We start from the raw sequence: 12,947 nt of genomic DNA, 5'->3' as shown, positions 1-12,947 counted from the left end.
TAAATGAAATTAAGTAATTTGTCTGTTAAGTACAAACTTCTATCGCTTGTCTTACTCGCGGCGTTATTAATCGCGGTCACTTCACTCTATAACCTCAATGAACAGCGAAAAACATCCCTCGCTGAACGGGAAAGCAAACTCAGTGCTCAAGTCGAAACGGTAGCGAGTCTGATAGAGCATTATCACACTTTAGCCAAAGAAATTGGTTTGGATGAAGCGCAGGCGCAAGCGAAAGAGGCGGTGAATCAGTTGCGCTACGATGAGGATAATTATTTTTGGATCACCACGCCGCAACTGCAGGTCGTCGTGCATCCTGTTAAGCCAGAACTCAATGGGAAGAGTGCTCGGGATTTTAAAGATGGCGCGGGTAAATTTCATTGGCGAGAGATGGCGAGCGTGACGTCCACGCAAGGGCGAGGTTTTCTCGACTATCAATGGAAAAGCCCTCAAGGTGAACTAAAAGAGAAAATCTCTTATGTCACGCTGGTGCCTGAATGGAACTGGATCATTGGCTCGGGCATTTTGGTTGCTGATATTCACGAAGCGTTTTACCTGCAAATGGCTAAGGCGGCCATCGTTGCGGGTTTGATGGCGGCGGTTCTTCTCGCGATGGGGTACGTTATTTCTTCCAACATCGTCCTACCTCTTAATCGATTGATTGAGAACACCAATAACATTGCTGATGGTGATCTTCGTGTCCGTTTGAATGCAAAACGCAAAGACGAACTTGGAGTGATGAGCAATGAAATCGATCGAATGCTGGAGAAACTGCAGTACACCTTAATTGCGGCTCATGAGGCTTCCGCACAATCGGCGTCGATGGCACAGAATATTGCTCAGGCAAGTGAAGAAGCCGCAACCAGTGTCGGCAGTCAACACGCTCAGTTAGAACTGCTTTCAGCGGCGATGACAGAGATGAGCACCACGATTGCTGATGTCGCCAACAACGCGGAAAACACTGCGCATACGACGGGTGTGGTGACGACGCATGCAGAACAAAGTGGGGAATCGATGAGCAAAACGGCAGAGACGATCTCGCACGTCTCTCAGGAAATTTCAGCCGCCGATCAACTGGTGACGGAACTGAAATTAGGCGTACAAGAAATCAGTGCTGTTGTTAGCGTGATTCGTGAGGTCTCTGAGCAGACAAATTTGCTCGCGCTCAACGCAGCGATTGAAGCGGCGCGTGCTGGTGAGCAAGGGCGTGGGTTTGCGGTGGTGGCGGATGAAGTGCGTAACTTGGCCTCACGGACTCAGCAATCCACCACGGAGGTACAGCAAACCATCGATCAGTTAACCGAACGTACCGCACGCACCGTCAAAGCGATGGAGCGCAGTAACAGCAAAGTTGAGCAAAGTGTGACAATTACGATTGAAACGCAAAAACAGCTGTCTCTAATGGTTGAAGAGTTGGTGAAATCCAATGATATGGTGGCGCAAATTGCCGCAGCCTCTGAGCAACAAGGCTTGGTCGCGAATGAGATGACGGAAAATGTCACCAGTATTCACTTAGCTGCGAATGAAGTGATGCAATCGTCCCAGTTACTTGCACAAGAAAGCCAGTCGATGGCCGCTGCAGCTGAAATTTTGAATGACCAATTGCGTTACTTTAAGGTGTAAGCCTGTTCAAAGTTACCCTGAAATAAAAGAAAAAACGAAAAAGAGAATGAAAGAAAAACCGCTCAATTTGAGCGGTTTTGCTATTCTGTGGCGTTAAGCGTTTCAGCCTCGGCTGAGTGCTCTGCGTCTGCGCCATTTTCCATTGCGTCTAACTTTTCCATTGCATCTAACTTGGCGCGCTCTGCTTTGGAAATATAGCGAGGCTTGTTGCTTTTGTGCAGTTTAGCGTTTTGCTTTTTCTGCTTGGATTTTAAGATTTGATTGATTTTCTTTTTGCGGTTCATGTTTGCCCCCGTTAAAGGTGGCAGAGAATAATCATTTGTGCTGAAAAGTACAAGCGAGTTTGATTTAGATAAATGAAAACAATTCTCGAACAGACCTAAAATTGACAATGTTATTGATAAGAATTGGAAGAACGATGACTTCAAACATGCTGATGGGTGCACTGGCGACAGAATTTAAAACAGTGACTGCGATGATCAAGATTTATTGCAAAGATCATCACCAAAGCGAAGGGCTGTGTGATGAATGCCAAGCGTTGATGGAGTACGCCGAGGTGCGTTTGGATAGATGCCCCTATGGTGAAAATAAGCCGACCTGCAATAAGTGTCCCATTCACTGTTATAAGAAAGCGCAAAAAGAACAGATGCGTTTGGTAATGCGTTACGCAGGCCCACGTATGTTACTTGTTCACCCCATACTGGCCGTGAGGCACTTGCTGCATGAAAAAAAAGCGGTGCCAGAGAAGCCGGCACCGGAGAGTTCAAACCGACACAAACGGTTGGCTAGCAAGTCGTCACCACAGTCAGGTTCTTGATCCAGAATTTCTGTGTGTAGCGACGATAACAAAGCGCCAGCTTGACCACTTCTTCCGCTAACATCAGTGAGTAAACCACTTTAAACTCCATGCCTGCGATGAACGCAGCAAAAGCGCATAAGGGAATACCAGTCATCCACATGGCGATAAAGTCCATTCTCAAACAGAAGATGTTGTCGCCACCTGCGCGGATGATGCCGTTGATGATGGTCATGTTCAGCATACGAATCCAAATGCCACAGCAGAGGATAATCACAGCCGGTGCAGCAAGTGGGCGTAACTCCTCAGTATTCAAATTGAGGCCAGCGAGAATCCATTCACGGTTTAACAACATAAACGCACCAACGGATAAACCAACAATAAACACCACTTTGATAAAGTACGCCGCCATGGCTTGAGCGCGTTCAAACTCATTTCGCCCTAAGGATTGGCCAATCAACACAGAGCAGGCGACGGACAATCCAAAGAAAATCGCATAACAAAGAGATTCAAACGGTCCCAACATGCTAAATACGGCCAGTTCGGTCGTTCCCATGTGCCCAAAAATAATTTGGTAGGCCATGGTTCCAATGCCCCACAATACCGCGCCTAACGTGACAGGCAGGGCTAATCGTCGATAGGACAGCCATAAAGAAGGTCTTTCAGAGGAGGCTTCGGTCGTTAACAACCAATGTTGCTTTAATTTCATCAAAGCCAGCATCAATAAGACTTGGATTGCGCGTGAAATCGAGGTGGCTAATGCTGCACCTGCTACGCCCATCGCCGGTATGCCAAATCCACCCTTAATCAACCAATAGTTCAACGCAATGTTAATCACAATGGTCAATGAACCGATGATAAGCGGAGTGACGGTGTCACCGGATGAGCGCATGCTTGATTCAATCACAATCACGATGTGGGTTAACAACAGTACTGGGAACGCATACCAAAGATACACGGAGCCGAGACCAATAACGGTTTGGTCATTGGTTTGCAGCATCATGATAAACTGCGAACCCAAGGTGATCAGTAGTGTCACCGGGATCAGGACTTTTAAGCCAAAGCTCAGCGCAATGAGAGACACCGCTTTTGCACTGCGTGCATCATCTTTGCCCCAATACTGAGCTACTAGTGTGCCATTGGCTGATGCCAAACCCGCCATAATCATGATGGCGATAAAGTGCCATTTTGAGGCAATTCCCACAGCGGCAGTTGCTTCTTTACCAAAGTCGCTTACCATAAGCACATCGGCTAAAGCCAAGATAGCCACCAATGCACTTTGAATGGCAACGGGGAAACCTAGCTTGGTAATGGTTTTCAATAGACCTTCTGGCAAGGTTTTTGGATTATTTGTCTCTGAGTGAAGTGCGTTCATTTTCTCTCCTCTGTTGCGGTGGGAATATATCGGGATTGCTGAGGAGTTAACATGTTTGAAAAATCACAAAACCTGTGCGAATCCGTCATTGATGGCTATTTGCCCAAGCAAGAATGGATTGATGAGGTCTATCTGGCCGACCGATGTAAAGAGCGCTTTCTGACACAGACCGAAATTCCTGAATGGCAAAGCGCCGAGATTTTTATGGCGGGTATCGCAGAGCTAAGAGATGGCTACTACGTTGAGCGTTATGGCGTTGGCGTGCATACCTTGCTTTTTACCTTGAAAGGGGGCGGCGTGCTGATCACCAAAGATCGAGTGTGGGAAATCGCCCCTTACAGCCTCACGATTCTGCCTGCCCATACACCGTTTCGTTTTGAAATGAACCCACAATTAGGCCATTGGGATATGATTTGGCTGCTACCTAAACCAACGGAAAAGTGGCAACACATTGAGCGTATGGGACAAACGGTGGTCAGTTTTCATGAAACGGAGTTAATCTGGTCGTTAATGTGTTTGTTGTACGGCGAGATAGGTGGAAGGCCCAGTTATCGCAGAATGTTGGTTAGCGAGGCTGCACGTATGTTGCTGGTTATTGAACCTACGATTTCAACCTCTCTCTCACGAGTGCAAACATTGTTTAATGAGGTGGAGAGTCAGCTGCATTTACCATGGAGCGTTGCGGATATGGCGTCACGCTGTTTTATCAGCGAGGAGCAGTTTAATCGCCTGACTAAGCAGTTATTTGGTGTCTCCCCGCGTACGCGGCTTATACAACTTAGAATGGAAAAGGCTGCCGATCTCTTGCGTTACAAAGAGTGGACGATAACCATGATTTCTCATCGTTTGGGATATAAAGACCCTTACAACTTCACCCATAGGTTTAAGAAATACTTTGGCATATCGCCAACTCACTTTCGTAAAAATCAGCAGTAAACGCGTTATTCGCCGAGAGACACCACTTTGCGTGTTTTCAGGGCGGCAAACAACATGTAGATCGTTGTGGGTACTAGAATGGCAAAAAGGTAGCCAAGCAAGCCATGAGGCTGAGTCATGAATCTACCCGCCAGAGCAGGGCCAACCACTGAGCCAACGCTGTAACTGAACAGCATCACTTGAGTGGCGGAAACAATGAACTTGTTGTCCAACTGTTGGCAGCCAAGCGTAATCGCAACGGGATACAAAGCAAACACCGCCATGCCTAAAATAAACAGCGCCACCGCGAGGACAATCGTCGAGCTGGTAAGCAAAGTCATACCGATGGCAAAGACACCTACTAAGCAGTAAAACGCCATCAATAGCGTTTTGCCTGTCCACTTGCTTAGTAATGTCACTGTGGGTTGAACCACCATTCCGCCGAGGATAACCAGCGCCATTAGACTGCCGATCTCGCTATGAGAGATATGACGATTTGCCAGCTCTAGCGGCATCAAACCGTAAATGGCGCCCAAAGTGAGGCCGGAAACAATACAACCAATCACCGCAGCATGGTTAAGGTTGATGATCTGTTTAAACGACAGGCTTTCCGACTCGGCGCTATTTGGTTGAGTGGTTCTGAAGCAGAGCAACGTGATGACTGCCAGTGACAATGTCACGCAAATAGTAGCAAACGGCAGTAAGCCTTGGGTACCAAGGAAGGTAATACCGATTTGCCCAAACGCCGTACCACCGTAAAGAGAGATCATATAAAAGCTCAAGCGTTTCGCACGCGAGCGCTCGTCACCATCAAGCAGCCATGATTCCACGACAACGAAGATACCCGCTACGGTAATGCCCGCTATAAAGCGAGCCGCCAGCCAAACCGGGCTAGAAGCGAAAAAAGGCAAAACAACGATCGTGGCAATAAAAATAACCAAGCAGCTAACAAAGGCAAACTTGTGGCCGATGCGTTGAACCAAAGGCTCAAAAAACACAGAGCCTAATAATAGGCCAGCGTAAAATGCACTAGCGAGCCAACTGGCTAATGAAACAGGAAGCTGATATTCACTCGTGACCAGTGGGATCAAACTCATCAAATACCCAGACGCAATAGAGTAGAGCGTTAAAGCAATGATTGGTATAGCAATACCGAATGATTTGTCACTGTGTTGGTTCACGCGTTGTAATCTCCAAATTTCACATGGTTGTTGATGAAAGTGGCGCGACTATGCGACTAAAAAACAGACATGTAAAATCAGAGATATTTGTCGTCAGGGATGCAAAATTTTATTGATGTGCTGACTGGATGTTTAAGGGAAAAATATCGATAACTTGAATGCATGCCAGGCGAAAACAGCGCTTGCCTGGCATTACGATTACTTAGTTAACGCTTGATTTAGCCATTGATCGAACTGGCTTTTAGGCAGGGCACCGTTAATCACATCCACACGTTGACCGTTTTTAAATACCATCACGGTTGGAATGCTGCGAATTTGAAATTGTGCTGCGAGTTGCTGTTCGATTTCGGTGTTGATCTTAATGAAACGGACTTTGCCTTTGCGCTCTGCTGCGACATCTTGGAAAACAGGAGCAAAACCGACACAAGGATTGCACCATGGTGCCCAAAAATCGACCACGACAGGTTGATCGCTTTGAAGCAAATGGGTGAAATTGTCGTTGGTCCCTTCGATAGGTGCGCCGTCGAACAGATCAGATTTGCATTTACCACAGTTCGGGCTATCTGATACACGCTCGACGGGTAAACGGTTCATACCACCACATGAAGGGCAACGTGAATGAAAGGTGGACATACTTTACTTCCTTTACTGATTTAACTTTTTATATCCTGCTGACTTGAAGTGAAGGCATTATTGGCTGCTATGGCTCGTTTCAGAGCAAGGCGTTTCACCATGCACATAGAGCCATTTTTGCCACCGACTGGCCACAGCAAGTTATTTAGGTATATATATGGGTGACAAGTGCCAAGTTCAATGAGGGAATCAAAACTGGACTTACCAGCTCCTTCGATAAAGCGTATACTTGCCGATACCACATGACCTGATGTCAGGTTATTAAATTCCAAAACAACAATAAATAGGTCTAAGATGACAAATTATTACGCGGAAATTACCGGTTGGGGGAAATGTTTGCCACCAGCTGTCTTGTCAAATGACGATCTGAGTACCTTTCTTGATACGTCGGACGAGTGGATCCGGACTCGTACTGGTATTGAAAATCGCCGTATCAGCCATGTAAATACTTCTGACTTAGCCACCGTAGCAGCAAAACAGGCGTTAGCGCGTGCAGGCATTACGGCTCAAGATATCGATTTAATTATTGTTGCGACTTGCTCGCCAGATTCTCTGATCCCTAACATTGCATCAATGGTGCAAAAGAACCTTGAAATTGAAGCGGCCGCGGCGTTTGATCTTAACGCGGCATGTACAGGCTTCGTGTACGGTTTGGAAACAGGCACGCGTTTAATCCAATCTGGCGCATACCGTCATGCATTGATTATTGGTGCAGAAAGACTGTCGTTTTACATTGACTGGGCAATGCGTGATACCGCGGTATTGTTTGGCGATGGTGCTGGTGCGGTGGTGCTGTCTCGCACTGAAGAAGCGGTTGGTTTGCAAAACGCCAAGAGCGGTTGTGACGCACAAGGTCGTGACATTCTTTCTGTGCCTAAGTTTGGTACTTCTATGGATCGCTTTGCTGCAGACAACGGTTACTGGGATTTCAACTTTGTCGGTAAGGAAATCTTTAAGCGAGCGGTAAAAGGTATGGGAAGCGCTGCGGCTCATGTTCTTGCACATGCAGGGATGAGCAAAGATGACATTAATGTGGTGATCCCACACCAAGCAAACATTCGTATTATTCAAACCTTGTGTGACCTCTCTGGTATTGATCAAAGCAAAGCGTTTGTGAACATTCAGAAATATGGCAACACCTCTGCGGCCACTGTGCCTATCGCATTGTGTGAAGCGGTAGAACAAGGTCACATCAAAGCGGGTGACAACATTTTGTTAGCGGCATTTGGTGCGGGTTTGACGTGGGGTGCAGGCTTAGTGAAATGGGGCCAACGCGTCGAGGCAATCAGTGAAAGTGATGCCGCCTTACCTGAGTGCGACAAGAGCGCACTAGAGCTATTGAAAAACGCGATAGAGCTATGTAACGCTCGCAGAGATAAGTAACTCTCTGATTAAAAACAAATAGGGAACCATTTTGGTTCCCTATTTTTATTCTCTATAAATAGTCACGCTTTATAAAAAACCGAGATCACCGTCGGGAAAGTTAGTGAGATTAGGAAGTACATAACGCATCAATTGATCATCGTGAACTCCCATCCATTTTGCCAATGTCCCATGTACCTGATCGGCAGCGATGCGCGGTATTAAGCGACCTTTAGAATAGTCATCCTCGCCATCAATTTTCAACGTTGGCCAGTGTCCAATGGCATTTTCACTGAGTACACCTTTCCCCATAATAATTTGGTGTCCTCCCCAACCATGATCGGTACCGTTACCATTGCTCGCCATGCGACGCCCAAAATCGGACATGGTAAACGTGGTGACGCTGTCACCAAGTTGATATTCACCCAATGCCTGGTGCAGAGCGTACATGTTGTCGCTGAGGTCTTCCAGTAGAGCTGGGTGTTGAGTCAATTGAGTGTCGTGCACATCGTAGCCAGTTTGTTTTACAAAGTAGATTTGGCGACTTTGTCCCAATGCTTGATGTTGGCTGATAAGCTTAAACACAGTATTGAGCTGCTTACCGAGATCAGACGAAGTAAACATCGGGTTATCGGGCACTGAGTCGAGTGTTTGGCTTAAAGTATGGCTCACCGCTCGTGAGTGATTGACCATGCGGCGGAACTGACGTTGGAAAGGTGACTCACTCTCAAAGGCCAGCATCTCGTCATAAAGATCGCTAAGCCCAGAATCGACAAGGCCATTTAACTCTACAGCACGATCTTTACGAAGCACCACTTGCTGATATTCAGAGGCACGTAGCCACAACGAATCTCCGTGTACGCTGTATAGCGGTGTCACACTGCTTTGGCAAGACAGCGCGTCCAATAACCGGCCTGCCCAACCCAAGTTTATGCCAGAGTTGGCGGCACCTCGCATCCACTCATCGGATTGCGAATTGTGGGAAAACAGTTGCTCTGGCAGCATGGCGGTGCCATCGAGAATTTGCTGTTTTGTTGTGGGTTGACACAAGATCCCGGAATTAAGCACCACATTGGCGTCACCTTGGTTAAACACGTTAGCAAGCTTACTCATCGCAGGATGCAGTCCCAATGTGACGGGTTTGCCTTGGTTGTCTTGCGCTTTGAGTGACAGAGGAATGATCTGTGATTGGCTTAATGCAAGGTTGCCACGAACATTTTTGTATTGCAGGTAGTGTTCGTTGTCTTTCGCTAATACGGTATTGATCGCATCATTGCCACCAGCAAGGTAGATACAAACCAATGCTTTGAAATCCGACCCAGCATGAGCCGGGAGTGAAAAGCCAAAAGTGCCAGCAAAACTAAGCGTTGCTGAAGCGTGTAAAAAATGTCTGCGTGAAAGTTTCATTTTCTTATCCTCACTTTTGGATAAAGAATTCTTCGCTCGATAGGGCGAGGAATAGAATCTGTGAAAGCTTGGTTTTGGCGACATAGCTTTCTGGATAGTCATTTAGCGTGTTCAGCAATAAGCTTTTTAGGGCATCTGACATTGCATCACCAAATAAACGCTCATTGATAAGATCGACCAAAGCCTGATGCTGATCTAAACGCTCGTAATAAGGAGCTAGGTTCATGCTCATGGTCGGATCGTTATTACTCTTGATGGCGTAGTACATGTAGTTCACGACTTGGGTGTAGACGTTCCAATCTAGAAGCTCAAACTCTGGCGCGACTAAGCCATTTTGCTCAAACTCCCCTTGAGGTGCGAAGTCTGGCGAATAAAAGTTAAATACGGAAGGCGCACGTAAGCCACCTTGATTGGCCACATTCAAAAAGGTTACTGCATTAATAAGCCTGTCGCTGGTGGGGGTGAGCTCAAAGGCTCGATGAAATTGGGTTAACACTAAAATCGGCTCTTTGATTTTGCTCGCGCCGGCTTGGGCTTGCGGATCGGTCAGGATGGCGGAAAGCACCGCTTTGAGATCCCCACGAACCCCAGCGCCATTATTGGCAAACACATTGGCAACGCGCTCGATGTACTCGGGACTCGGGTTTGATGTGGTAAACCGCTGAATCAAAAGTCTCGATATAAAGGGAGCGACGTTAGGGTGCTGAAAGATAATATCCAGTACCAAATCAAGTTCGGCTTCTGGTTGCATGCCTGCAGGAATGGTGTGGCCTAAAAACAACTTTTCACCACTATCGTGCGTACGTGCATTGGCCTTCATTGGCAGCAGGTAACTATAGTCCGATCTCGACCAACCAGTCAGCGCGCGCGCCAATTCCTGAATATCGTGCTGATGATAGGTGGCGAGTCGCTTACCGTTGGTGGTTTTGAATGAACCGTCCATATTGATCTGATGCAAGCCAAGAGTGAACAATTGCATGAGTTCGCGAGCGAAATTTTCGTCGGGTAGAGCACCGGTTGAGATATTTTCTTTTTTACTACCCATCATTGATAGGTAGCTCCCCATGACTGGACTAATGGCGATCTCTTTTAGTAACTCACGATAATTACCAAATGCATGCTCACCCAGTTGGTCATAATATTGGCTAAGTGCTTGAGCTCTTGAACCAAATTGTCCGCCATAACGGGATACCACAACAATTTGGCTTAAAGCAAAAGCCATGCGTTGCCGTAATTGATCTTCCGCTTGTATCGAAATTTGATACCAAGCGTTTTCACGATTGGCCTGTTCTCCTTTCGGGAATGGCGTTAAGTAAAGGGTTTGATGTGAGGTAAATGGCAGTGAAAATTGATATTCAAGCCACGCTGTAATGCCCAAAGAATCAAGCTGTTGTTGATTTTGTGGTGTCGGCCCAAAGGTGGTTTGATATAAAAATTGATATTGTTGTTGCTTGGTAAGATTATTGTTCTCACCGGCTATTACGACAGGTATAGAAATTAAAAATAAAATACCTAACAGCAGAGCATTTCTAATATTAATGATCTGACGTTGTCTCATAATTGACTCTCTTACCATCCAAAAATGGTAGCGTGGTTTTTAGCTCTATGAGCTGTAAAATAAACTACTAATCATTGGAAGCGCTTCTCCAAAATTATAGAGCGATAAACAGAACGCAGTGCAATTTTTTGTAAAAAATAAAGTGATTTGCTCTATCTTGCTGTTTCTTAAAGAGTCTGTAGTCTTTGCCTAAATGCTAGTGTCTATTGATGGTATTAGAGTCGACTTAAGGAGTGATAGCAATCGTACGAAAGTACCAAATTTCGTTATATTATTTGAGCTTAATAAGAATGTAATAAAAAATAAGGGAAGCGATGCTTCCCTTATTTAATGTACTAATGAAATTAACATTTAGAGAACATATAAGTTCGGTAGCCACCCAGTAAATTACGGGCTTTATAGCCGTTATTCACCAGTTGTCGATAGGCGACGTTACCACGCAAGCCTACTTGACAGTAGATGATGATCTCTTTGTCTTTTGGTAGTTCATCCATTCGTTGGCGAAGTTGGTCCACCGGAATATTAATCGCACCAGGCAAATAACCGCCTGCTTGCAGTTCACCAGGGTTGCGCACATCAAGCAGTAATTGGTCGTCGTTCAGGTGTTCAATCTCATCAAAATGAATCGCTTTTGCGTCGCCTTTGATTAAGTTGTTGGCGACAAATGCTGCTTGGTTGATGACATCTTTTGCACTGCCGTAAGGAGGCGCATAGGTCAGTTCAAGATGCTGAAGTTGTTCAACCGTCATTCCCGCGCGTTGAGCGACGGCCATGACATCGATACGTTTGTCTACACCGTCTTTTCCGACGGCTTGCGCACCAAAAATTTTGCCGGTTTTCGGATCAAACAACATTTTAAATGACACGATTTCAGCGCCTGGATAGTAACTCGCGTGGCTCGCGGTATGGACGTAGACTTTTTCGTACTCGACACCATCGCGTTTGAGTTGTTTTTCGTTTTTACCTGTTGATGCAACGGCCAAATCGAAGATCTTACAAATCGCGGTGCCTTGAGTGCCTTGGTAGCGCTCACTGCGGCCAAGCATGTTGTCTGCTGCCATGCGACCTTGACGGTTTGCTGGGCCAGCAAGGGGGACAAGTGTTTGTTTTCCTGTCACAAAATCTTTTTCTTCTACTGCATCGCCAACGGCATAGATAGAAGGATCGCTGGTTTGCATCATGTCGTTGGTGTAGATGCCGCCGAGCTCACCAATTTGCAGGCCTGCTTGCTGAGCCAGTTTGGTTTCTGGACGGACACCAATTGCCATAATCAGAACATCAGTGTTTAACGTATCCCCTGTACTCAGGCTCAGCGCCAAATGGCCGGAAATATGCTGATGTTGGATATCTTCACCCGCATTTTCGCTGGCAACATGATCATTGGCGATATACTCAACGCTGGTTAACGCAGTACCTAAACGTAAATCGATGCCTTTGGCGCGAATTTCCGCATGCGCAAATCCGGCCATCTCGCGATCAACAGGAGTCATCACTTGATCAGCCAATTCGAGTAACGTGGTCTTAATGCCTAATTGATGGAAGGCCTCCATCATTTCTAAGCCGATAAATCCACCTCCAACCACCGTGGCATGTTCAACGTTGTTGGTTTGAATCGTTTGAATGATGCGATCCATATCAGGGATGTTGCGCAAAGAATGGGTAAGAGGGTTATCGATACCAGGAATCGGTGGCACAACTGGCCCAGCTCCAGGGCTCAATAATAGGAAATCATAACTTTCAGCGTATTCGCTACCATCGATTAAGTTTTTGACGGTGACCGTTTTTTCGTGACGGTTGATCGCAGTAATCTCGTTCATGACACGTACGTCAACATTAAATCGTGCTAGAAAGCTCTCTGGTGTTTGCAGAAGCAGCTTGCTGCGCTCTTTGATATCGCCACCAATGTGGTAAGGCAAGCCGCAATTCGCAAAAGAGACAAAAGGACCACGTTCAAACATGATTATTTGTGCATCTTCACTCAAACGACGTGCTCTAGCTGCTGCTGAAGCACCACCTGCGACGCCACCAACGATCACGATTTTAGTCATAATATTCAACCTCTGATTTTAGGATTGGACCGAATTGTAGAGTGAAAAGGCA

Annotated in this window: 11 protein-coding genes; 4 read left to right on the top strand and 7 right to left on the bottom strand. The window is 46.4% G+C overall.

Features of this window, described 5'->3' with window-relative positions:
- Window positions 1–3 precede the first annotated feature (3 nt).
- Window positions 4–1,620, top strand: coding sequence for a methyl-accepting chemotaxis protein (locus VV1_RS16820; RefSeq protein ID WP_011081316.1), 1,617 nt, complete (start codon window positions 4–6; stop codon window positions 1,618–1,620).
- Between the two features lie 80 nt (window positions 1,621–1,700).
- Here the strand turns inward: VV1_RS16820 and VV1_RS16815 are convergent, their stop codons facing one another.
- Window positions 1,701–1,904, bottom strand: coding sequence for a DUF2986 domain-containing protein (locus VV1_RS16815; protein WP_011081315.1), 204 nt, complete (start codon window positions 1,902–1,904; stop codon window positions 1,701–1,703).
- Between the two features lie 107 nt (window positions 1,905–2,011).
- Here VV1_RS16815 and VV1_RS16810 point away from each other — a divergent pair, with 107 nt between their 5' ends.
- Window positions 2,012–2,437: a nitrous oxide-stimulated promoter family protein gene (locus VV1_RS16810; RefSeq protein WP_040110805.1), complete on the top strand. Its 426-nt coding sequence runs from the start codon at window positions 2,012–2,014 to the stop codon at window positions 2,435–2,437.
- On the opposite strand, the gene VV1_RS16805 is transcribed toward VV1_RS16810, so the two are convergent.
- On the bottom strand, window positions 2,406–3,791 hold the full coding sequence (locus tag VV1_RS16805) for an MATE family efflux transporter (RefSeq protein ID WP_011081313.1): 1,386 nt from the start codon (window positions 3,789–3,791) through the stop codon (window positions 2,406–2,408). The genes VV1_RS16810 and VV1_RS16805 overlap by 32 nt on opposite strands.
- Before the next feature lie 51 nt (window positions 3,792–3,842).
- Here VV1_RS16805 and VV1_RS16800 point away from each other — a divergent pair, with 51 nt between their 5' ends.
- The gene (locus VV1_RS16800; protein ID WP_011081312.1) at window positions 3,843–4,727 is read left to right on the top strand and encodes a helix-turn-helix transcriptional regulator; all 885 of its coding nucleotides are present in this window, start codon (window positions 3,843–3,845) and stop codon (window positions 4,725–4,727) included.
- A 5-nt stretch (window positions 4,728–4,732) separates the two neighbouring features.
- On the opposite strand, the gene VV1_RS16795 is transcribed toward VV1_RS16800, so the two are convergent.
- Together VV1_RS16795 and trxC are read right to left on the bottom strand one after the other, a co-directional pair.
- Complete coding sequence (locus tag VV1_RS16795) at window positions 4,733–5,887, bottom strand: MFS transporter (RefSeq protein WP_011081311.1); 1,155 nt, start codon at window positions 5,885–5,887, stop codon at window positions 4,733–4,735.
- 198 nt (window positions 5,888–6,085) lie between these two features.
- On the bottom strand, window positions 6,086–6,520 hold the full coding sequence (trxC, locus tag VV1_RS16790) for a thioredoxin TrxC (RefSeq protein WP_011081310.1): 435 nt from the start codon (window positions 6,518–6,520) through the stop codon (window positions 6,086–6,088).
- A gap of 294 nt (window positions 6,521–6,814) precedes the next feature.
- Here trxC and VV1_RS16785 point away from each other — a divergent pair, with 294 nt between their 5' ends.
- Window positions 6,815–7,903: a ketoacyl-ACP synthase III gene (locus tag VV1_RS16785; RefSeq protein ID WP_011081309.1), complete on the top strand. Its 1,089-nt coding sequence runs from the start codon at window positions 6,815–6,817 to the stop codon at window positions 7,901–7,903.
- 69 nt (window positions 7,904–7,972) lie between these two features.
- Here the strand turns inward: VV1_RS16785 and VV1_RS16780 are convergent, their stop codons facing one another.
- The 3 genes from VV1_RS16780 to VV1_RS16770 all read right to left on the bottom strand — a co-directional run bounded on the left by VV1_RS16780 (window position 7,973) and on the right by VV1_RS16770 (window position 12,895).
- Window positions 7,973–9,289 carry a DUF1501 domain-containing protein gene (locus VV1_RS16780; protein WP_011081308.1) on the bottom strand — a complete coding sequence of 439 codons (1,317 nt, stop codon included), beginning with the start codon at window positions 9,287–9,289 and terminating at the stop codon, window positions 7,973–7,975.
- Between the two features lie 10 nt (window positions 9,290–9,299).
- Window positions 9,300–10,865, bottom strand: a complete 1,566-nt coding sequence (locus VV1_RS16775; RefSeq protein ID WP_011081307.1) for a DUF1800 domain-containing protein — start codon at window positions 10,863–10,865, stop codon at window positions 9,300–9,302.
- Between the two features lie 326 nt (window positions 10,866–11,191).
- On the bottom strand, window positions 11,192–12,895 hold the full coding sequence (locus VV1_RS16770; protein WP_011081306.1) for an FAD-dependent oxidoreductase: 1,704 nt from the start codon (window positions 12,893–12,895) through the stop codon (window positions 11,192–11,194).
- Between the last annotated feature and the right edge of the window lie 52 nt (window positions 12,896–12,947).

The sequence above is a fragment of the Vibrio vulnificus CMCP6 genome (assembly GCF_000039765.1).
GTDB classification, from domain to species: Bacteria; Pseudomonadota; Gammaproteobacteria; order Enterobacterales; family Vibrionaceae; genus Vibrio; species Vibrio vulnificus_B.
Note: the sequence above shows the minus strand (reverse complement) of the source record. Positions and strands in the feature narration are given on the sequence as shown.

Excerpts from the sequence above, each read along its gene's own strand:
- trxC (WP_011081310.1), bottom strand. The coding sequence starts at position 6,520 with ATGTCCACCTTTCATTCACGTTGCCCTTCATGTGGTGGTATGAACCGT.
- VV1_RS16815 (WP_011081315.1), bottom strand. The coding sequence starts at position 1,904 with ATGAACCGCAAAAAGAAAATCAATCAAATCTTAAAATCCAAGCAGAAA.
- VV1_RS16800 (WP_011081312.1), top strand. The coding sequence starts at position 3,843 with ATGTTTGAAAAATCACAAAACCTGTGCGAATCCGTCATTGATGGCTAT.
- VV1_RS16805 (WP_011081313.1), bottom strand. The coding sequence starts at position 3,791 with ATGAACGCACTTCACTCAGAGACAAATAATCCAAAAACCTTGCCAGAA.
- VV1_RS16780 (WP_011081308.1), bottom strand. The coding sequence starts at position 9,289 with ATGAAACTTTCACGCAGACATTTTTTACACGCTTCAGCAACGCTTAGT.
- VV1_RS16775 (WP_011081307.1), bottom strand. The coding sequence starts at position 10,865 with ATGGTAAGAGAGTCAATTATGAGACAACGTCAGATCATTAATATTAGA.
- VV1_RS16770 (WP_011081306.1), bottom strand. The coding sequence starts at position 12,895 with ATGACTAAAATCGTGATCGTTGGTGGCGTCGCAGGTGGTGCTTCAGCA.
- VV1_RS16820 (WP_011081316.1), top strand. The coding sequence starts at position 4 with ATGAAATTAAGTAATTTGTCTGTTAAGTACAAACTTCTATCGCTTGTC.
- VV1_RS16810 (WP_040110805.1), top strand. The coding sequence starts at position 2,012 with ATGTTATTGATAAGAATTGGAAGAACGATGACTTCAAACATGCTGATG.
- VV1_RS16785 (WP_011081309.1), top strand. The coding sequence starts at position 6,815 with ATGACAAATTATTACGCGGAAATTACCGGTTGGGGGAAATGTTTGCCA.